The organism is Pseudomonas sp. Tul2A7, assembly GCF_054790505.1.
This window is the reverse complement of the sequence record NZ_CP186499.1, coordinates 1,763,063-1,783,612: the sequence shown is the minus strand read 5'-3', so window position 1 is coordinate 1,783,612 and position 20,550 is coordinate 1,763,063. Positions and strand designations below refer to the sequence as shown.

Genomic DNA, 20,550 nt, shown 5'->3' with positions numbered 1-20,550 from the left:
CTCTGTGGGACAAGACAGCCGCAATGGACAGTATTCGTAGGGGTTTTTCCGTGTTTTGAGGAAATGCCCTACGTGTTTTCGCAGCTTTTTCAGGCCAAAACCCTTAGGCGTAATAATTCCTACTTGTTTGTCAGGCGATTCGCGGTAAACCGCTGTATCGTGCGCGCCAGAATCTGTAGGGCGTTTCCAAACGTCTGACACGCGCTTAAAGGGAATTAGGTATGCACTGGCTACGAATGGCCGCGATTTTATTGCTCGGGCTGAGCTCTTGCCGTTTGACCATGGCCTCTGACATTGGCAATGCATGGGTGCTGGATCGTCTCGATCGCACCGATTGGCCGGAGGCACTCATCAGCCAGGCGAGCATGGACACGGCGTCGCGCGGTGAAGTGTTGATGTTCGCCAAAGCCTTGTTGGCCAGCGAAGCACTGGATGAAGAGGGGCTTGAGCAGCGACTCGGTGTGCCCCACGTGCAACTGAAGTCGATTCGCCACGTGCGCGATGGCCTCTGGGAGGGATTGCTGCGCACCTATCGCAACGCCAGTCAGAGCTGTGATGAGCAACCGTTCTGCCCGCGTGTGCGCAGCGTCGCTGATCTGCGTCAGTTGGCGGCGGCATTCACCGGCGACATCAGCCCGGCCCATGCGCTGTGGGCGAGCAAGAGCCAAGGTGTGCATGAGCAGATGCTGAATGAGCAGTTGCGGGTGGCGGTGTTGCGTCCCTGAACTTCAGGATTTTGCGTTGTTCTGACCGGCCTCTTCGCGAGCAGGCTCGCTCCCACAGGGACCGTGGCGTTCAAGTAATCGCTGTATCATTCCGAATCGATTTTGGCCCCGACCTTTTCTCGACTCGCTGCGATCGCCCGCTAGGCTGTTGGCATGGCAGCAGTCAATGGAGTGACAGCGAATGCACAACACCCTGGAACAGGTTTTTGGTTTTCCACAGTTTCGACCCGGACAAGAGGCTGCGATCAGCGCGGTGCTGGCCGGGCGTTCGGCGGCGGCGATTTTTCCCACCGGTTCCGGCAAGTCGATTTGTTATCAATTGCCGGCGCTGATGCTGCCGCACCTGACGTTGGTGGTCTCGCCGTTACTGGCGCTGATGCAGGATCAACTGGCCTTCTTGCAGCGTCATGGCATATCCGCAGGCAGCATCGATTCGGCGCAGAGTCGCGATGATGCCAATGACGTGATGGCCCGCGCCCGTTCGGGTGAATTGAAGATTTTGATGATCTCGGTGGAGCGCTTGAAGAACGAGCGCTTCCGCAACTTTTTGCAGCAGGTGCCGATCTCGTTGCTGGTGGTGGACGAGGCGCATTGCATCTCGGAATGGGGCCACAACTTTCGCCCCGACTACCTCAAGCTGCCGGACTACCAGCGCCAGTTCAACATCCCGCAAACCTTGTTGCTGACGGCCACGGCAACGCCGAAAGTCATCGCCGACATGCAGGCCAAATTTGCGATCGCCGCCGCCGATGTGGTGACCACCGGCTTCTATCGGCCCAACCTCAACCTGTTGGTCGAACCGGTGCGCGGCCAGGACAAGCGCCGGCGTCTGGTGGAGTGGATGAGCGATCGTCCGGGGCAGCCGAGCATCGTCTACGTGACCTTGCAGAAAACCGCTGAGCACATCGCCGAACACCTTGAACGCAACGGCATTCAGGCCGAGGCGTATCACGCCGGTTTAGCCCACGACAAACGCGAGGCGATCCAGAAGCGCTTTATGGCTGGGCAGTCCAATTGCATCGTTGCGACGATCGCTTTCGGTATGGGCATCGACAAGAGTGATATCCGCAATGTCGTGCACTTCGACCTGCCGAAATCCATCGAAAACTATAGTCAGGAAATTGGCCGTGCGGGGCGCGACGGGCAGCCGTCGGACTGTCTGGTATTGGCCAATCGCGACAGCCTCAACGTGCTGGAAAACTTCGTCTACGGCGATACGCCGGAGCGTGATGGCATCCGCTATGTGCTCGACGAACTGAAGGCCTCGGTGCCGGAAGGACAGTGGGAGTTTCTGCTCGGGCCATTGGCGGATCAGAGCAATATTCGCTCACTGCCGCTGAAAACATTGCTGGTGCAACTGGAGCTGCGCGGGTTGATCGCGCCGCGCTATGCCTACTACGCCGAATACCGTTTCAAATACCTGCTGGAACCGGAAGCGCTGCTTGAGCGTTTCGACGGTGAGCGCAGGGAGTTCGTAGCCGCGATCATTCAGACCTCGACGCGCGCACGCACCTGGGCCACGGTGAATTTCGAGGCGATGTATTCGCAATATTCCGCCGAACGCAATCGGGTGGTGAAGGCGCTGGATTACTTTCAGGAAAAGGGCTGGGTCGAGCTGGAAAGCAAGCAGATGACCGAGGTCTACAGCCTGCTGAATAGTGACTTTGACAGCGATGCCCTGAGCGCTGAACTGCATGACTATTTCACCCGACATGAGCAGGCCGAAGTGGCGCGCATCCACGCGATGCTTGAAGTTTTTGCCACCGAGCGTTGTCTGGGTTATCGCCTGGCCGAGTATTTCGGGGATCGCAATGCGCCTGAGCGGTGCGGGCATTGCTCGGTGTGTCATGGCCAGGTGGCGCGGTTGCCGGCACCACCGGAATTGCCCGCGCTTGTGGATAAAAACTTTGCGGCGTTGTGTGGCGATTTTATCCACAGGCATGAGCAGCACACCGGGGTCATCCCGACAGCGGAGCGGGTGACGAGGTTTCTGTGCGGGATCAGTGTGCCGTTGTTCACCAAGCTCAAGGCGCGAGCGATTCCCGGGTTTGCGGAGTTGGAGGAATATCCCTACGGCGAAGTCCGCAGCTGGGCGCAAGAGCACCTTTGATCGTTGTAGGAGCTGCCGAAGGCTGCGATCTTTTGATGTTGATTTGTTCAAGATCAAAAGATCGCAGCCTTCGGCAGCTCCTACATTAAGTGTCATCAAGGCGAGGGCTCTATCCATCCGCTGAATGTCGATCATCACGGTAATAAACTTCAAAAACCGTCGTTGGCTGACTATGGTTGAGGTCTGTCTTTGGATCGCCAACACGAGAACAACATGAGCCAGACATCCTTCGATATTCAGCAGGCCGCGGTGATCGGTGCGGGCACCATGGGCCGGGGCATTGTCATGTGCCTGGCCAACGCCGGTGTGACGGTGCAGTGGGTGGATAACAATCCACAGATGCTTGAGCAGGCACTCGCCACCGTGGCCGAGACTTATGCACATAACGTGCGCCAAGGCCGGATTGATCAGGCCGAGGCGGATGCGCGTATCGCACGGGTCAGTGCGGCGGCGGATTACGCGGCGATTCGCAATGTCGATCTGGTGATCGAGGCGGTGTACGAAAATCTTGAGCTGAAGCAGAAGATCTTTCGTGAGCTGGATGGTTTGCTCAAGCCTGAGGCGCTGTTGGCGAGTAATACCTCGGCGCTGGACATCGATGCGATTGCTGCCGCGACAAGACGCCCGGAGCAAGTGTTGGGCCTGCATTTCTTCAGCCCGGCACACATCATGAAACTGCTGGAAATCGTTCGCGGTGCGCAGACTTCCGCGGCGGTGCTGGAGGCCGCACTGGCGCTGGGCAAACGCATGAGCAAGGTCAGCGTGGTGTCGGGCAACTGCCACGGTTTTATCGGCAATCGCATGTTGCATCCGTATGTGCTGGAGGCGCGCAAGATGTTGCTCGAAGGCGCTTATCCACAGCAGGTCGACGCAGCGCTGCAAGGTTTCGGTTTTGCCATGGGGCCGTTCCGCATGTACGACGTAGTCGGCATCGATCTGGAGTGGCGTGCACGCGAGTTGGCCGGCAAGGGGCAGGATGCGCCAGAGGTTCAGGTAGATAACCGTTTGTGCGAGATGGGCCGGTTCGGGCAGAAGTCCGGCAACGGTTATTACCATTACGAACCGGGCAGTCGTCAGGCTGAGCACGATCCTGAGGTCGATGCGCTGGTATTGCGGGTCAGCGAAGGGCTGGGCTTCCAGCGCCGCGAGATTGGTCCGGAGGAGATTCTGGAGCGCAGTTTGCTGGCGTTGGTCAATGAAGGCGCGAAGATTTTGCAGGAAGGCATTGCCCAATCGGCGCACGACATCGATCTGGTGTATCTGAATGGCTACGGCTTCCCGGCGGACAAGGGCGGGCCGATGGCCTGGGCGGATCAGCAAGGGCTGGCGGACATTCATCAGCGCTTGCTGGCGCTGGAGACGCGGCAGGGTGATCAGTGGAAACCGGCGCGGTTGATTGGTGAGTTGGCGGCGCAGGGTAGGCGGTTTGCTCAGGATTAGTGTTGAAGTCAAAATCTTACCCCCTCACCCCAGCCCTCTCCCCCAAGGGGGCGAGGGGGAAAGGGAGCCGATCTCTGTGCCTTTCGCGTTCGGCTCGGCAATTCAGGTCGGTGTATGTCGAGAGAACACCTCGGTCAGTCCCCTCTCCCTCTGGGAGAGGGCTAGGGTGAGGGCAAGCGGCCCCACTGAAAAACAGGAGAATCAGCCCAACCATGTCCACCCCTCAACGCACCGACTACCCACACTTCCAGCCCATCACCACACGCTGGCACGACAACGACGCCTACGGTCACGTCAACAACGTCACCTACTACAGCTTCTTCGATACGGCGGTGAACACCTACCTGATACAGGTCGGTGGTCTGGATATCCATGACGGTGAGGTGGTGGGATTCGTAGTCAGTTCGGCGTGCGATTACTTCGCCTCGATCGCCTTTCCGGATCTGATCGAGATCGGTCTGCGGGTCGGCAAGCTGGGCAACAGTTCAGTGCAATACGAACTGGCGGTGTTCAAGGTCGGCGAAAGCGAGGCGTGTGCGGCCGGGCGCTTCGTTCACGTATTCGTCGATCGGGCGAGTAATCAGCCGGTGCCGATTCCTGCCGAACTGCGGCAGGCACTGGAATCTCTGGTGGTGTAAGAAGGCAAAAAAAATCGCAGCCCTCGGGCTGCGATTTTTGTTCAAGCATTCGCCTTAACGATGGCGATAGTACTTGTGATGCTTGCGGTGGCCATAGGCATGGCCGCGACCTGGGTGGCCATCGCGGTAGTAGCGACGATCATCATGGCGACGGTCGTAGCGACGATCGTCGTCATCGCTCTTGTTGCCCATGTAGTTACCCAGCGCGCCACCGGCGCCGCCACCTGCTGCGGAGCCGATCAGGCTGCCGGTGGTGCCGCCCATGCTGCGGCCGACCACGTTACCGCCGGCTGCGCCCAGCGCACCACCGATGGCGGCTTCGCCACGGCTGCGTTTGTCGGCGCCGACCGCACTACCACCCGCGCCGCCCAGGGCTGCGCCAATGGTGGAACCTGTATTGCCGCCTAAGGACTGACCGACGACCGAGCCAAGAACCCCGCCCAATGCGCCGCCCACACCTGCTTCGGTGGTGCCGCCTGCGGAAGCAAAACCACTGACCAGGCCAAGGGACAACAAGAGAATCGAGGAGAACTTCATAGATGAGCCTCAAAGGGATGACGGCGCCGATCCTGAGGCTGTGTAACGAGCGTGACAATCGAAATCCGACGAATAACACGACTTGTATACAATTTTGCAAGTTGCTGTTTTTTCACCGGAACTTAACCGTTTTTCGCCGGTCTTTAGCTACTTCGGACAGGCCGTTTTTGTGAAAAAACGGCCTTTTTTGTGGGCCATGGAAACGCAAAAACAAGAGATGATCGTAACCATGCTCTGCGTGGTTATGCATCCTTCGACGCTCTGCGTCTGCTATTGGGACGCGGAGCGTCCCGGTCTGCGTTCCCACGCGGAGCGTGGGTACGATCAAAAGCAAAAAGATCGCAGCCTTTAAGCGGACTTGGCCATGATCAACCCAGTCTCACTCGCCGCTTCCAACCGAATCGCAATGAACTTAGACGTCGGCGTATGGCTGCCATCCCCGGTGCTCTCCAATGGCACCAGCGGATTCACTTCCGGGTAATAAGCCGCCGCTTGGCCCGCTGGAATATCAAACGCCAGCAAGGTGAAGCCCTTCACCCGGCGCTCACGACCATCGTCCCATATCGAAACAATGTCAGCCTTCTGTCCCGGCCGGAAGCCCAGACGAATGATGTCCGCCTCGTTGGCGAACAGCACATCACGTTGGCCCTTCACTCCGCGATAACGGTCGTCGAGACCATAAATCGTCGTGTTGTACTGATCGTGGGAACGCATCGATTGCAGGATCAGATCCGGCAATTGCCCGGTGGCGCGGGTGCGTTCGTGTACCAGATCTTTCGGCAGCATGTTCGCGCGGAAATTGGCCCGGCCCGACGGCGTGTTCCACTTGCGTGCGCCGGCGCTGTTGCCGAGGTAGAAACCGCCCGGGTTCTTGATCTTCTCGTTGAATTCTTTGAAGTTGGGAATGGTGTCGGCGATCAGTTCGCGGATGCGCCCGTAATCGGCCACCAGCCAGTTCCAGTCCACCGGTTTGCTGCCCAGCGTGGCGGCGGCGATGCCGGCAATGATCGACGGCTCCGAGCGCATCTGATTCGACAGCGGCTGCAACTGACCGTTGGAGGCGTGAACCATGCTGAACGAGTCTTCCACGGTGACCGCTTGCGGGCCTTCGGTCTGGATATCGATGTCGGTCCGGCCGAGGCACGGCAGGATCAGCGCGTCTTTACCGTGAGCCAGATGGCTACGGTTGAGTTTGGTGCTGATCTGCACGGTCAGGTCGCAATTGCTCAGTGCTTCGAATGTACGTGGGCTGTCTGGCGTGGCTTGGGCGAAGTTGCCGCCCAGACCGATAAAGACCTTCGCACGACCTTCGGCCATCGCATGGATCGCTTCGACCACGTTGTGGCCGTTGTGACGCGGCACCTTGAACTGGAAGCGCCGTTCAAGCGAATCGAGGAACGCTACTGGCGGACGCTCGTTGATGCCCATCGTGCGGTCGCCCTGCACGTTACTGTGGCCGCGCACCGGGCACAGGCCTGCGCCCGGTTTGCCGATGTTGCCGCGCAGCAGCATCAGGTTGGCGATTTCCTGGATGGTCGGCACCGAATGGCGATGCTGGGTGATGCCCATCGCCCAGCACATGATCACGTTCTTGCCCTTGGCGTACATGCGCGCAGCTTGCTCGATTTCTACGAGGGTCAGGCCGGATTGCTCGACGATCTGTTCCCACGGCGTGTCATCGACCACGCCGAGATACTCCAGCACGTTAGCGCTGTGGGCATTGAGGAAGTCGTGATCGAACACAGCAGGTTCGCCAGCCTTCTGCGCATCGCGCTCCCATTGCAGAAGGAACTTGGCCATGCCGCGCAGCAGCGCCATGTCGCCACCGAGGGCTGGACGGAAGTAGGCGGTGTTGGTCGGTTTATCGCCGTTGGTGAGCATTTCGATCGGGTGTTGCGGGTGCTGAAAACGCTCCAGTCCACGCTCTTTCAAAGGATTGATACACACCACTTGCGCGCCGCGCTTCACCGCTTCACGCAGCGGTTCGAGCATGCGCGGGTGGTTGGTGCCCGGGTTCTGGCCCCAGACGAAAATTGCGTCGGCGTGTTCGAAGTCGTCGAAGGTCACGGTGCCTTTACCAACGCCAACACTCTGCGCCAAGGCGACACCGCTGGCCTCGTGGCACATGTTCGAGCAGTCAGGGAAGTTGTTGGTGCCGTAAGCGCGCACGAACAGCTGATACAGGTACGCCGCCTCGTTGCTGGCGCGACCCGAGGTGTAGAACTCGGCCAGATCCGGGCTCGGCAGGCTTTGCAGGTGCTTGGCGATCAGCGTGTAGGCGTCGTCCCAGCTGATCGGCTTGTAGCGATCGGTTTCGGCGTCGTAGACCATCGGCTCGGTCAGGCGGCCCTGATATTCCAGCCAGTAATCGCTCTGCTCCAGCAAGGAGGTCACGCTGTGTTTGGCGAAGAACTTGGCGTCGACGCGGCGCTTGGTGGCTTCCCAGTTCACCGCTTTGGCGCCGTTCTCGCAGAACTTGACCATGCCGCTTTCCGGCGAATCGCCCCAGGCGCAACCCGGGCAGTCGAAGCCGCCGTTCTGGTTGGTCTTGAGCATCATGCGCAGGTTTTTCAGCGCGTTGTCGCTGGTCAACCAGGCCTGAGCCACACTGATCAGGGCACCCCAGCCCCCGGCGGCGCCTTTGTAAGGCTTGTAGCGCGGGACAGGTTTCTGGTCGGCTTGATGATGTTGGCTCACGCTTGATTCTCCATCGCGGGGCTATACACCCGCGGCGCACTTTTCTGCGGCAGGTGGATGAGATTGAGGTTGTGTCGACGGGCCCATTGCACGGCAAGGCCCGTGGGTGCGGACAGGCTGACCAGGGTCTGGATGCCGGCACGCAAGACTTTCTGGATCAATTCGAGGCTGCAACGGCTGGTGACAATCGCCAGGCCGCCGTCTGTGGATATCTTTTGCCGGATCAGTCCGCCGATCAGTTTGTCGAGGGCGTTGTGCCGGCCGATGTCTTCGCGGCCGAGCAGCAATTCGCCGCTGGCATTCATGAACACCGCCGCGTGCACCGCACCGCAGTACTGGCCCAAGGGTTGAAATGCACTGATGCGCTGACGCAAACCGTCGAGCCATTCAATCGGCGGCAACGGCGCACCGGGCAGGACTTTCAGATCAGGCAACGCCTGTTCCACCGCTTCGACACCGCACAAACCGCAACCGCTGGTGCCGGCCATTTGCCGACGCTGTTGCTTGAGGTTCCAGAAGGCGCGGTTGGCGATAGTCACTTGTGCGTATTGCGCCGAGCCTGCGCCGGTCAGTTGCAGGTCATAAATATCGCTGGCGTCGATGATAATGCCGCTGCCGAGGCTGAAGCCGACGATGAAGTCTTCCAGGTCGGTCGGCGTCACCAGCATCACCGCCTGGCTGATGCCGTTGTAGGCGATCGCCAACGCAACTTCCTCGGCCAGCGCAGTGCTGGCCGATTCCTCGCGGGGTAAATCGCTGTAACTGTAGGTCTGGCTGGCGGCAGGCGCGGGCGTTTCGATTGCTGGCGCCGCGCAGGCTGGGCGCTTGGCGTTCATGGCATCACCGACGGTTTGATCAACGTTAAGACTAGGCGCGGCAAGTTGTCGCGTCTAATCGCTAGTGTCGATCTATTGATAGAGGCCGTCGATCATGAAGCGTCTGGCGATTGCTGATACAGCGCAAAACAGGCCTCGGCCAGCGCCGAACGGGGGGCGCTGCGGCGCATGATCAAGCCCAGCGGGGCGAGGGTCTGGGCGTTTTCGATGGGTTGCAGGCGCAGGTGATCGGTGAGTTTTTCCAGACCACCGTCCAGCGGCATGATCGCGCAGCAAAAACCGCCGTGCACCGCTTGTAACAATTGATGCACGGCGTCGGTTTGCAGCAAGGGTTGCGGGGTCAGGCCACGGCTGTGGAAGTTGTGGTCGATGGACTGGCGAAAATGCATGCCGCTGGTGAGCATGCCCAGCGGCAGTTCGATCAGTGACTGCCAACTCAACGGAGCCTCGCCAAAGGTGAAGGTGCGCTGGTCGTAGAGCAGGCCCATGCGGGTTTCGTTGAAGGTGAGTGATTCGAAGCGTTCGTGATCCAGACGATCAAGATAGGACACGCCGAGGTCTATGCGGTTGTTCGCCAAATGTTCGAGGATCTGTTCGGAACTCAGCGCCGACATTTCGAAACGCAGATCCGGGTGTGCGGCATGCAGGCGTTGCATCAAGGGCAGCGGATCGAAACTCGACAGTGGCACCACGCCCAGCCGCAACGTGCCGATCAGGTTGCCGCGACACGCCGCTGCTTCAGCGTGTAAACCGTCATAAGCCGCCATTACCGAACGTGCCCACGCCAGCACACGCTCGCCGGGTGCGGTGAAGCCTTCGAAACGCTGGCCACGGTTGACCAGCGGCAGGTCGAGTTCTTCTTCGAGGTTGCGCAGGCGCATCGACAGGGTTGGCTGGGTAATGTGGCAACGCGCGGCGGCCTGGCCGAAGTGGCGGGTTTCGTCGAGGGCGATGAGGAATTTCAGCTGCTTGATGTCCATCTTCGCTCCGGGCGCTGGCAGGGGTGGCCGATTCTACCGCTTGCGCGGTGGTAGGGTCATTGGTCGGCTTGGAACCGGGTTTGCTTGAGGTGGTCTAGGCTTGGACGACTGACCCTTTATTCCATGGAGAGAACCACGATGAGTCTTTTAAGTTTTGTAAAAGAAGCCGGTGAAAAGCTGCTCGATCTGCTGACCCCGGGTAACGCCAATGCCAGTGAGCAGTTGAAGGAACACATCAGCAAGGTCGGCCTGGGCAATCCGAATGTGCATGCGACGGTGGATGGCGACAAAGTGACCGTCACCGGTGAAGTCGCGAGTCAGGAAGAGAAAGAGAAGATTCTGCTGGCGGTGGGCAATATTGCCGGTGTTGGCAGCGTGGATGATCAGATCACCGTGAGCGGGCCAGTTGTCACTGCCGCGCAATTTGTCGTGGTCAAGTCGGGTGACACCCTCAGCGCGATTTCTCTGCGCGTGTACGGGGATGCCAACAAGTATCAGAAAATTTTCGACGCCAACAAACCGATGCTCAAGGATGTGAACAAAATCTATCCGGGGCAGACGCTGCGTATTCCTGAGTAACACGTCGTAACGCCACGCGAGCAGGCTCGCTCCCACATTGGATCGCATTCCAAATGTGGGAGCGAGCCTGCTCGCGAATGGGGCAACTCGATATCAAAGTCCTGCAATCAAACTGCGATAATCCTCAACCGCCGCAAACTCTGCCGTGTCCTTCGGCCCCTTGCGACTGTCCGGCTCTTTCACCGCCAGCAAATGCGCCACACCAAAATCCCGCGCACTGCGCAGAATCGGCAACGTATCGTCGATAAACAGGCTACGCGCCGGATCAAAGCCGATATCGGCCTGCAAGGCATCCCAGAACTGCGGGTTCTCCTTGGGATAACCATAATCGTGGGAGCTGATCAGCCGCTCGAAGTACGGTGCGAGCTCAATCCGTTCCAGCTTCAGCGACAATGAATCGCGGTGCGCGTTGGTGATCATGATCACCCGTTTGCCGGCGCGTTTGATCGCGTCCAGAAAGGTATCGGCATCCGGCCGCAAGGCGATCAGGTGCGCGGTTTCCAGCTTCAGTTCGCGTACCGATAACTTCAGCTCGGCACTCCAGAAATCCAGGCAATACCACTGCAACTGACCGGCATGCCGTTCGAACAACGGCTGCAGCTCCATTTCGGCCATGGCCCGGCTGACCCCGTGCAGTTCGGCGTAACGCTGGGGCAGGTGTTCCAGCCAGAAATGATTGTCGAAGTGCAGATCCAGCAGCGTGCCGTCCATGTCGAGCAGAACGGTATCGATGTCGGACCACGGTAATGAAGGCATGGCAACGTCTCGAAACGGTAGAAAGATATCCGACATAAACAATCGGGAAAGCCGCGTTATAGTAGCGCGTTCACGCCAAGGAGCTTTGCATGCGCCAGAAACCCACCGTACTTGCCCGCGAGATCGTCGCCACCAGTCGCCTGTTTTGCGTCGAAGAACTCAAGCTGCGTTTTTCCAACGGCGTGGAGCGCACGTACGAGCGTCTGGTTGGCAAAGGTGCGGGCTATGGCGCGGTGATGATTGTAGCGATGCTGGATGCCGAGCACGCGGTGCTGGTCGAAGAGTATTGCGGCGGTACTGACGAATATGAGTTGTCCCTGCCCAAAGGCCTGATCGAGCCCGGCGAGGATGTATTGGCAGCGGCCGAGCGCGAACTCAAGGAAGAGGCCGGTTTTGGCGCGCGACAACTGGAACATCTGACCGAGCTGTCGCTGTCGCCCGGTTACATGAGCCAGAAGATTCAGGTGGTCCTGGCCACTGATTTGTACGAAGAGCGTCTGGAAGGCGATGAGCCTGAGCCGATGCGTGTCGATAAGGTGAACCTGCGCGAACTGTCGTCGCTGGCGCTCAATCCGCAATTTTCCGAAGGACGCGCGCTGGCGGCACTTTATTTGGCCCGGGACCTGCTGACCCAACGAGGGTTTTTTGCGTCATGAGTGAGATGTCGATGAAATTTCCCCACCCGCTGATGGCGTCCGTGGTTGAACTGGCATTACAGGCCGGCGAGGCGATTTTGCCGTTCTGGCGCTCCGGCGTTGAAGTCACGGCCAAGTCCGATGACTCGCCGGTGACGGCGGCGGATCTGGCCGCGCACCACCTGATCGTCGCCGGGCTGACGATGCTGGATCCGAGCATTCCTGTGTTATCGGAAGAGGACGCCAACATTCCCCAGAGCGTGCGCGCTGGCTGGCAGCGTTGGTGGTTGGTGGATCCGCTGGATGGCACCAAGGAGTTCATCAGTGGCAGCGAAGAGTTCACCGTCAACATCGCGTTGATCGAAAACGGTCGAGTGGTGTTTGGCGTGGTGTCGATGCCGACCAATGGTCGCTTCTACGTCGGCGGTGCCGGGCTTGGCGCATGGCGCTGCGACAAGGGCGGCACGCCGGTTGCGATTCAGGTGCGCGATGTGCCGGCACCGGGAGAGGCATTTACCGTGGTGGCCAGCCGTCGGCATTCGAGTCCCGAGCAAGAGCGTTTGCTGGCTGGGTTGAGTGCGAGTCTGGGCGAGTTGCAATTGGCCAATATCGGCAGCTCATTGAAGTTTTGCCTGCTGGCGGAAGGCGCGGCGGATTGCTATCCGCGACTGGCGCCGACTTCGCAATGGGACACGGCGGCGGCGCAAGGTGTGCTGGAAGGTGCGGGCGGTGAGGTGTTGGATCTGCGTGGGGCAGCGTTCTGTTATCCGGCGCGGGAATCACTGCTTAATGAGTTCTTTTTGGCGCTGCCGGCGAAGGCGGCGTGGCGTTCCAGATTGTTGGAGTTGGCTCAGGGTTAAGTGGGCTGATCCGCAATCCCCCTCACCCCAGCCCTCTCCCCCAGGAGAGGGAGCCGACCGAGGGATATTCGAGAGTAGCGCCGACCTGGTCGAACTGTGCTGAATCCATAGTCGCTGCGATCTTTCAGGTCGATGTACAACGCCAGACACCTCGATCAGTCCCCTCTCCCTCGGGGAGAGGGCTAGGGTGAGGGGCTGTTGATCTTCAGCGATGCAAAACGTACTGCCCGGTAAACCTCACTGCATCCTCATCGCTACCCGCATTGGCGATCCGCGTATCGAGCGCCAACCGCGCCCGCCCATAACGCCGATACATCGTCAGAAACTTCTTCCACACCGCTGAATCCGGCGCCGGGCAAATCGCCACGGCATCTCCAGTGACCGGAAGCGGATAACTGATCTGCCCCTCCTGAATCACGATGTGCCCGTCGGTGATTCCTTCTTCCTTCAAGCGCAAATGCAACCAGCCCCAACCGGCCAGCACCGCGCCGCAGTAAAGGCTGCCGCCGAACATGGTGCTCTTGTGATTGACGTTCGGATCGAGGGGCAGATGCAGACTCAACTGCTGCTCATGCCAGGCAAGCACTTTCAGCCCCATGTCCCGGGTCAGGGGAATGTCGTGATGCAGAACCGACTCCAGATAGCGACTATCTGTGCTCATTCGTTCTCGTCCCCATGGCTACTGTCGCCGAAGTTGAGGCCATGCTTGCGCAATTTGTCATGCAGGGTTTTGCGCGGAATGCCCAAGGCTTCGGCGAGGCTGCGCACTGAACTGTGGGAGCGCCCCAGTTCGGCCGCGATCAAGGATTTTTCGAAATTTTCCACCTGCTCGCTGAGCCCGCCGCCAGTGACTTCCACGGTGGCGCCGGCACCTTCGGCGCCGCTGTTATCCAGCGCCAGTTCCAGTCCAAGAGCAAAGCGTTCGGCGGCATTCTGCAGTTCACGCACGTTGCCCGGCCAGGTGTGGCGCAGCAGCAAGGCGCGCTGTGCCGGTTGCAGTTCGTGTGGCGGCAGGCCGTGGCGGGCGCTGGCTTCATCGGCGTAATGCTGGAACAGCACCAGCGCATCTTCACCACGTTCGCGCAGCGGCGGGATGCGCAGTGGCGCGACGTTGAGGCGGTAATACAAGTCGGCGCGGAAGCGGCCTTGATCGGCGGCCTGACGCAGGTCTTCCTTGGTCGCGGCGATGACGCGGATGTCCAGCGGGATCAGTTGATTGCCGCCCAACCGTTCGACCACGCGCTCCTGCAACATGCGCAGCAGTTTCACTTGCACGTCCATGCTCATGCTTTCGATTTCATCGAGAAACAGCGTGCCGCCATTGGCGAATTCGAATTTACCGATCCGGCGTTTTTGCGCACCGGTAAAAGCGCCGGGTTCGTGGCCGAACAGTTCGCTTTCGACCACCGACTCGGCCAGTGCGCCGGCGTTGATCGCCACGAACGGGCCGTTACGGCGGCTGGACAAATCGTGCAGCGCACGGGCGACCACTTCTTTGCCGGCGCCGGTTTCGCCGAGGATCAGCACGTCAGCCTTGGTCGCGGCGAGCGCGCCGATCTGCTCACGCAGACGTAGCATCGGCGTTGAGTGGCCGACCAGACGTGCACTCAATTCGTTGCGATCGCTGAGGGCCAGGCGCAGGCTGCGGTTGTCCAGCACCAGCCGGCGTAGCGCGAGGGCGCGACGCACGCTGTCGAGCAGCGCGTCGCTGGCGAAAGGTTTTTCAAGAAAGTCATAAGCGCCGGCGCGCATGGCCTGCACCGCCAGCGGCACATCGCCGTGCCCAGTGATCAGCAGCACGGGTAATTCCGGATCCTGCGCGTGCAGTTCGCTGAGCAATTCGAGACCGTCCATCCCCGGCATGCGGATATCGCTGACCACCACACCCGGCCAGTCACGCTCCAGCTGTGCGGCCAGGCCCTTGGCTTCGGACAGCGGCAAGATTTTCAGGCCGGCCAGATCCAGGGTCTGGCCGAGGGCCTGACGCAGGTGCGGATCGTCGTCGATCAACACCACCTGAATGCGATTGTCGATGGTCATGCACTTCGATCCTCGGACGGTTGCAGGCTGACCCCGGGCGCACCGGCGCGCAGTCGCAGGGTAATCAAGGCGCCACCTTGCTTGTGGTTGGCAAACGACAGTTCACCACCGAAGGCGCGCATCAGCGTTTCACAGATGGCCAGCCCCAAACCCAAGCCCTGAGTGCGGGTCTTGGTGGTGTAGAAGGGCTCGCTGGCGCGGCCGAGGGCTTCCATGCAGAACCCTGGGCCGTTGTCGCGAATGTACAGATTGACGCCCTCGGCGGTGGATTCGGCACTCAACCACAGTTTGCGCGGCGGGCCTTTCTCGGTGAGGGCATCGAGGGCGTTGGCGAGCAGATTGCCGAGCACTTGGCGCAGGCGGGTTTCCCCGGCCTCGACCCACAGCGTGGCGGCCGGCAGATCGCGAATCAGCTCAACCTCCATGCTGCGGCGCCGTTTGGCGAGCAAGGCCAGCGCATCGTCGAGCGCCGGTTGCAGGGCAACGCTTTCCGGCGCGTGGCGATCGCGGCGGGCAAAGGCGCGCAGGTGGGCGATGATCGAGGCCATGCGCCCGGTCAGTTCGCTGATCAGTTTGAGGTTGCCGCGTGCATCGTCGGTGCGCTGATGATCGAGCAACACTTCGGCGTTTTCCGCGTAGCTGCGGATCGCTGCCAGCGGCTGATTGAGTTCGTGGCTGATGCTCGCTGACATGGTCCCCAGCGCCGACAACTTGCCGGCCTGAACCAGATCGTCCTGGGCGCGCACCAGTTCCTGCTGGGCTTGTTCACGTTCCAGTACTTCTTCTTTCAAACGCCGGTTGAGGCCTTCGAGGTCGCTGGTGCGCTCGGCGACGCGGCCTTCCAGCTCGCGGCGTGCCTTGGCCTCGAACGCGATGCGTTCCAGATAATGCCGACGGCGCTGCATCAGCAGACCGAGCAATAGCATCAGTACCAACAACGTGGCGCCGCCGATGGCAACCACGGTCCGCACCGGGCGATCAATCAGCGTGCGCGGGGCAAGGATGCTGACGCTCCAGCCTGTTTCGGCAATGTCGTGGGTCTGGATCAGCCACGCCGTCGGGCTAAGGTTAAGCGGGCGCGGATTGCGGGTCGGGTAGGGCTGGATGGCAGTGATCGCCGAGCGTTCGCTGTCGCTCAAGTTACGGGTCGAGCGAAAGCGCCATTCCGGGCGCGAAGTGAGGATGACCACGCCGTTGTGGTCGGTGACCAACAGTTGTTCCGGGGTTTTGCCCCACAGACTTTCGGTGTGGTCGAGGTCAACCTTGATCACCAGCACGCCGATGATTTTTTCGCCGTTACGCACGGCGGCGGCAAAGAAATAACCGCGCTTGGCCGACGTGGTGCCGAGGCCGAAGAAGCGCCCGAGACGTCCGGCCATGGCTTCGCTGAAGTACGGGCGGAACGAGAAATTGCGGCCGACAAAGCTGTCGTGCTTGTCCCAGTTCGACGCCGCCAGTGTCTGGCCGCTGGTGTCCATCAGGTACATGACTTCGGCGCCAGTCTGCGCGGCAATGTTCTTCAGCAGGCGGTTGGCATTGCCTTGGGTGACGCCGTCGTCCGGCGCACCGAGGACCGCGCGCAGCGCCGGCAGGTCGCCGAGGATTTGCGGCAACACTTCATAGCGGTGCAGGGTGCCCAGCAGGTTGGCGACGTACAGGTCGAGGGTCTGGCGGTTCTGGCCGGCCAGTTCGCTGCGGTAATAGCGCTCGGCGAGATGTTCCAGCGGCCACAACAGCGGCGCCAGACACAGGGCCAGCAGGGCGAGACTGCGCCAGCGAGGTCTGGGGGGAAGGGTTGGTTTCATGAGCCGATGCGCCTGTAGGGACAGGCGCATTATGCCCGGCCTCAGGCGAAGACGTCAGCGTCCTTGAAGAAGGCTGCAGCCTGATCTTTGGCGGACAGCTTCGGGGCTTCGTCCAGTTGCCAATCGATGGCCAGATCCGGATCGTCCCAGCGAATGCTGCGTTCTGCCGACGGCGTGTAGTAATCGGTGGTCTTGTAGAGGAATTCGGCGAACTCGCTCAGCACGACGAAACCGTGGGCGAAACCTTCCGGGACCCACAACTGACGGTGGTTGTCTGCCGACAGGCGCACGGCCACCCATTTACCGAAGTGCGGTGAGCTGCGGCGAATGTCCACGGCGACATCCAATACTTCACCGACGGTTACGCGGACCAGTTTGCCCTGGGTGTTTTGCAGTTGGTAATGCAGACCACGCAATACGCCTTTTTGCGAGCGCGAGTGGTTGTCCTGAACGAATTGCGTGTCCAGCCCCGTTGCGTTCTGGAAAGCCTTGGCATTGAAACTTTCGTAGAAAAACCCGCGCTCGTCACCAAACACCTTGGGTTCGATGATCAGGACACCGGGCAGGTCGGTGGTGATTACATTCATGGGGTTTCCATAGGCCAGTGTGAATGGTCGACATTCTTGCGCAAACGGCCGGAGGGTGCGAGTGCCGGAAGACAAATAGCCCGGATACCTTTACGCGGTTGGGGGGTTGCGGATCCTGCCAAGCAATGGCGATATAGGCGCCTAATAAAATTTCAGGGGTCGTTTCATGCCGCTCGCCACTTTGATTCATCGCGCCAGTTTGCCCAGCCCGCAGGTGTCTGCCGAGCAGGCCCGGCAATGGCTGGCGGAGCACTACGGGCTCAGCGGCACGTTACAGGCTCTTGGCAGTCAGCAGGATCTGAATTTTCGCGTCGACAGCCCGCGCGGGCGGTTCGTGCTGAAAATCTGCCGAGGCGATTACGCCCTGGTGGAGCTGCAAGCCCAGCATGCCGGCCTCAAGTACTTGGCTGAGCATTCTGCGGTGACGGTGCCGCGAGTGATCGTCGCCAATAACGGCGAAGACCTGCTGTCACTGGAGGTTGGGGGCGAAGCCGTTCATGTGCGGCTGCTGGATTACATCGAGGGCCAGCCGCTCACGCATCTCGATCACTTGGGGCACGACGTGGTAGCGGGGTTTGGCCGGCTCTGCGGTGAGATGGATCTGGTGTTGGCCGGGTTCGACCATCCGGGCCTTGAGCGTACGTTGCAGTGGGATGCACGTCACGCCAGTGCACTGATCAGCCATCTGCTGCCAGTGATCAAGGATGAGCAGCAACGCGCAGTGATTGCCGATGCGGCCGAACAGGCCGAGCACCGTTTGCAGCCGTTGCGGGGCAAGCTGCCGGTGCAGGCGATCCATATGGACATCACCGATGACAACGCCGTTTGGGCGCGCGATGCCCAGCGTCACTGGCAGTTGCAGGGCGTGATCGACTTTGGCGACCTGGTGCGCACGTGGCGCATCACCGATCTGTCGGTGACCTGTGCGGCGTTGTTGCATCACGCCGGTGGTGATCCGTTTGTCATCCTGCCGGCGGTGCAGGCCTACCACGCGGTCAACCCGCTACAACATGAGGAGCTGCAAGCACTGTGGCCATTGATCGTCGCGCGCGCGACGGTATTGGTGCTTAGTGGCGAGCAACAGGTCAGCATCGACCCGACGAATACTTACAGCCGCGACAACCTCAGCCATGAGTGGGAAATCTTCAGGGTGGCGACATCGGTGCCACAGGCGCTGATGGAAGCGGCGATCCTCACGGCCGTCGGTCACGCATTGCCGGCGATCGACAGCGCAGGTTTTGCGCCATTGCTGCCCGGTCTGGTCGGGCGCGAGTTTGCGCTGATCGATCTCGGTGTCCTGAGTCCGCATTTCGAGGCCGGTAACTGGGAACAGGCAGGCATCGATCAGCACCTGTTGAACGAAGCAGCGGCGGCCCATGGTTTGGCGGCGAGCCGTTATGGTCAGTACCGTTTGTCGCGCACTCGTCCCGACAGTGCCGTTGAACCGGACACCTTCCCGTTGCACGTGGAATTGCGCGTGCCCGATGGCACCGCCGTGGAGGCGCCGTTCGCAGGCGTCGTGCATCAGGCAACTGACGGCGTGCTGCAACTGGATGGCCCGCAACTCAGCGTGCGCCTGTGGGGCGTGACACCTTCGCTGCACAGCGGCGCGGCGCTGGTCAAAGGTCAGGTGCTGGGCGCGGTCAGCGGCCCGTTGCGGGTGCAGTTGTGTCGGGGCGCGAAGCTTAATGCGCCGCTGTTTTGCACTCCGGCGCATGCCGCGGCTTGGCAGGCGCTGTGCCCATCGCCGGCCGCATTGTTGGGGCTGGCCTGCGATGCCGAGCCGGAGCTGGACGCGAAAACGTTACTCGAACGCCGCGATGCCAGTTTCGCCCGCACCCAGAAACACTACTACGTCGACCCGCCGCGCATCGAACGCGGCTGGCGCAATCACCTGATCGACATGCAGGGCCGCTCCTATCTGGACATGCTCAACAACGTGGCGGTGCTCGGTCACGGTCACCCGCGCATGGCGGCGGTCGCGGCGCGCCAATGGTCACTGCTCAACACCAACTCGCGCTTCAACTATGCGGCTGTCGCCGAATTCTCCGAGCGCTTGCTGAAACTGGCGCCGGAAGGCATGGATCGAGTGTTTCTGGTCAACAGCGGCAGCGAGGCCAACGATCTGGCGATTCGTCTGGCGTGGGCCTATAGCGGCGGTCGCGACATGATCAGCGTGCTCGAGGCCTATCACGGCTGGACCATTGGCGCCGATGCGGTCTCGACGTCGATTGCCGACAACCCGAAAGCCCTTGAAAGTCGCCCGGACTGGGTGCATCCGGTACCTGCGCCAAACACTTATCGCGGTGAATTCCGTGGCCTCGATTCGGCGCCGGATTACGTGCGCAGCGTTGAGCATCACCTGGCAAAACTCGCCGAGCAGAAGCGCCAGTTGGCCGGATTTATCTGCGAGCCGGTGTACGGCAATGCCGGCGGTATTTCACTGCCGCCGGGTTATCTGAAGCAGGTGTACGCGCTGGTACGCGCGCAAGGCGGCGTGTGCATCGCCGACGAAGTGCAGGTCGGTTACGGGCGCATGGGCCACTTCTTCTGGGGCTTTGAAGAGCAGGGCGTGGTGCCGGACATCATCTGCATGGCCAAGGGCATGGGCAACGGTCAACCGCTGGGTGCGGTCATCACGCGGCGGGAAATTGCCGAGGCGCTGGAGGCCGAGGGCTATTTCTTCTCATCGGCGGGCGGCAGTCCGGTGAGCTGCCAGATCGGCATGGCGGTGCTCGATGTCATGGAAGAAGAAAAGCTCTGGGAAAACGCGCAAGTAGTCGGTGGCCATTTCAAGGCGCGGCTTGAAGCGCTGATCGATAAACATCCGTTGGTGGGCGCGGTGCACGGTTCCGGGTTCTATCTGGGGCTGGAGCTGATCCGCAATCGCGAGACGCTGGAAGCGGCGACCGAAGAAACTGCTGTGCTGTGCGATCGCTTGCGCGAGTTGGGGATTTTCATGCAGCCGACCGGTGATGATCTGAACATTCTCAAGATCAAGCCGCCGATGGTGACGTCGCGTCAAAGTGTGGATTTCTTTGTCGATATGCTCGATCGAGTCCTCAGCGAAGGTCTGTAAGCACGCACACTGACCCCTGTGGGAGCGAGCCTGCTCGCGAAAGCGGTTTCTAATTCAACAACTGTGTTGATTGAATAAACGCCTTCGCGAGCAGGCTCGCTCCCACATTTAGTTTCGGTTTCTAATTCGATTTGTATCGGTTTTTTCTCGGTTTATTTAGACGAAAGGCATTTAACAAGCTTCTAAAGTCGATATTTATCGGCTATAAAGTCGCCATTGCTCCGGCACGGCGTCTTGCTATCCGGT

At 60.4% G+C, this 20,550-nt stretch carries 18 protein-coding genes; 9 read left to right on the top strand and 9 right to left on the bottom strand.

Features of this window, described 5'->3' with window-relative positions:
* Nucleotides 1-221: 221 nt before the first annotated feature.
* The 4 genes from ACOYXJ_RS08025 to ACOYXJ_RS08010 all read left to right on the top strand — a co-directional run bounded on the left by ACOYXJ_RS08025 (nucleotide 222) and on the right by ACOYXJ_RS08010 (nucleotide 4,913).
* Nucleotides 222-725: a polysaccharide deacetylase gene (locus ACOYXJ_RS08025; protein WP_460368819.1), complete on the top strand. Its 504-nt coding sequence runs from the start codon at nucleotides 222-224 to the stop codon at nucleotides 723-725.
* Nucleotides 726-906: 181 nt separating this feature from the next.
* Complete coding sequence (locus ACOYXJ_RS08020) at nucleotides 907-2,835, top strand: RecQ family ATP-dependent DNA helicase (RefSeq protein ID WP_150794186.1); 1,929 nt, start codon at nucleotides 907-909, stop codon at nucleotides 2,833-2,835.
* 213 nt (nucleotides 2,836-3,048) lie between these two features.
* On the top strand, nucleotides 3,049-4,275 hold the full coding sequence (locus ACOYXJ_RS08015; RefSeq protein ID WP_460368817.1) for a 3-hydroxyacyl-CoA dehydrogenase: 1,227 nt from the start codon (nucleotides 3,049-3,051) through the stop codon (nucleotides 4,273-4,275).
* Nucleotides 4,276-4,487: 212 nt separating this feature from the next.
* A complete protein-coding gene (locus ACOYXJ_RS08010; RefSeq protein ID WP_150649944.1) occupies nucleotides 4,488-4,913 on the top strand; it encodes an acyl-CoA thioesterase in 426 nt (141 codons plus the stop codon).
* Between the two features lie 54 nt (nucleotides 4,914-4,967).
* Here the strand turns inward: ACOYXJ_RS08010 and ACOYXJ_RS08005 are convergent, their stop codons facing one another.
* Complete coding sequence (locus ACOYXJ_RS08005; protein ID WP_007909074.1) at nucleotides 4,968-5,450, bottom strand: glycine zipper domain-containing protein; 483 nt, start codon at nucleotides 5,448-5,450, stop codon at nucleotides 4,968-4,970.
* Nucleotides 5,451-5,532: 82 nt separating this feature from the next.
* On the opposite strand from ACOYXJ_RS08005, the gene ACOYXJ_RS08000 reads away from it, so the two are divergent.
* Nucleotides 5,533-5,802, top strand: a complete 270-nt coding sequence (locus ACOYXJ_RS08000) for a hypothetical protein (protein ID WP_460368814.1) — start codon at nucleotides 5,533-5,535, stop codon at nucleotides 5,800-5,802.
* On the opposite strand, the gene ACOYXJ_RS07995 is transcribed toward ACOYXJ_RS08000, so the two are convergent.
* The 3 genes from ACOYXJ_RS07995 to ACOYXJ_RS07985 form a co-directional block, all read right to left on the bottom strand.
* On the bottom strand, nucleotides 5,799-8,147 hold the full coding sequence (locus tag ACOYXJ_RS07995) for an FdhF/YdeP family oxidoreductase (RefSeq protein WP_150794182.1): 2,349 nt from the start codon (nucleotides 8,145-8,147) through the stop codon (nucleotides 5,799-5,801). The genes ACOYXJ_RS08000 and ACOYXJ_RS07995 overlap by 4 nt on opposite strands.
* Nucleotides 8,144-8,983 carry a formate dehydrogenase accessory sulfurtransferase FdhD gene (fdhD, locus tag ACOYXJ_RS07990; protein ID WP_150794181.1) on the bottom strand — a complete coding sequence of 280 codons (840 nt, stop codon included), beginning with the start codon at nucleotides 8,981-8,983 and terminating at the stop codon, nucleotides 8,144-8,146. Before fdhD ends, ACOYXJ_RS07995 begins: the two co-directional genes overlap by 4 nt.
* 92 nt (nucleotides 8,984-9,075) lie before the next feature.
* Nucleotides 9,076-9,963: a LysR family transcriptional regulator gene (locus tag ACOYXJ_RS07985; RefSeq protein WP_460368811.1), complete on the bottom strand. Its 888-nt coding sequence runs from the start codon at nucleotides 9,961-9,963 to the stop codon at nucleotides 9,076-9,078.
* A 138-nt stretch (nucleotides 9,964-10,101) separates the two neighbouring features.
* Here ACOYXJ_RS07985 and lysM point away from each other — a divergent pair, with 138 nt between their 5' ends.
* On the top strand, nucleotides 10,102-10,542 hold the full coding sequence (lysM, locus tag ACOYXJ_RS07980; protein WP_150794180.1) for a peptidoglycan-binding protein LysM: 441 nt from the start codon (nucleotides 10,102-10,104) through the stop codon (nucleotides 10,540-10,542).
* Between the two features lie 93 nt (nucleotides 10,543-10,635).
* Here lysM and yrfG read toward each other — a convergent pair whose 3' ends face one another.
* Nucleotides 10,636-11,298 carry a GMP/IMP nucleotidase gene (yrfG, locus tag ACOYXJ_RS07975; RefSeq protein WP_460368809.1) on the bottom strand — a complete coding sequence of 221 codons (663 nt, stop codon included), beginning with the start codon at nucleotides 11,296-11,298 and terminating at the stop codon, nucleotides 10,636-10,638.
* Between the two features lie 89 nt (nucleotides 11,299-11,387).
* Between yrfG and nudE the strand changes: the two genes are divergently transcribed.
* Entirely contained in the window at nucleotides 11,388-11,954 is a 567-nt protein-coding gene (nudE, locus tag ACOYXJ_RS07970) for an ADP compounds hydrolase NudE (RefSeq protein ID WP_150708010.1), read from the top strand.
* 5 nt (nucleotides 11,955-11,959) lie between these two features.
* Entirely contained in the window at nucleotides 11,960-12,793 is an 834-nt protein-coding gene (gene cysQ, locus ACOYXJ_RS07965; protein ID WP_460373103.1) for a 3'(2'),5'-bisphosphate nucleotidase CysQ, read from the top strand.
* Nucleotides 12,794-12,998: 205 nt separating this feature from the next.
* Here the strand turns inward: cysQ and ACOYXJ_RS07960 are convergent, their stop codons facing one another.
* Genes ACOYXJ_RS07960 through rfbC form a run of 4 tightly spaced genes read right to left on the bottom strand, consistent with a single transcriptional unit; the run spans nucleotide 12,999 to nucleotide 17,225 of the window.
* Complete coding sequence (locus tag ACOYXJ_RS07960) at nucleotides 12,999-13,454, bottom strand: YiiD C-terminal domain-containing protein (RefSeq protein WP_460368807.1); 456 nt, start codon at nucleotides 13,452-13,454, stop codon at nucleotides 12,999-13,001.
* Nucleotides 13,451-14,833, bottom strand: a complete 1,383-nt coding sequence (locus tag ACOYXJ_RS07955) for a sigma-54-dependent transcriptional regulator (RefSeq protein ID WP_102899577.1) — start codon at nucleotides 14,831-14,833, stop codon at nucleotides 13,451-13,453. The genes ACOYXJ_RS07960 and ACOYXJ_RS07955 overlap by 4 nt, the downstream gene beginning before the upstream one ends.
* Nucleotides 14,830-16,638, bottom strand: coding sequence for a sensor histidine kinase (locus ACOYXJ_RS07950; protein WP_460368805.1), 1,809 nt, complete (start codon nucleotides 16,636-16,638; stop codon nucleotides 14,830-14,832). The genes ACOYXJ_RS07955 and ACOYXJ_RS07950 overlap by 4 nt, the downstream gene beginning before the upstream one ends.
* Nucleotides 16,639-16,679: 41 nt before the next feature.
* Nucleotides 16,680-17,225 (bottom strand): dTDP-4-dehydrorhamnose 3,5-epimerase, encoded by a 546-nt coding sequence (rfbC, locus tag ACOYXJ_RS07945; protein WP_102899576.1) that lies wholly within the window; start codon nucleotides 17,223-17,225, stop codon nucleotides 16,680-16,682.
* Between the two features lie 166 nt (nucleotides 17,226-17,391).
* Here rfbC and ACOYXJ_RS07940 point away from each other — a divergent pair, with 166 nt between their 5' ends.
* On the top strand, nucleotides 17,392-20,304 hold the full coding sequence (locus tag ACOYXJ_RS07940; protein ID WP_460368803.1) for an aminotransferase: 2,913 nt from the start codon (nucleotides 17,392-17,394) through the stop codon (nucleotides 20,302-20,304).
* Nucleotides 20,305-20,550 lie beyond the last annotated feature (246 nt).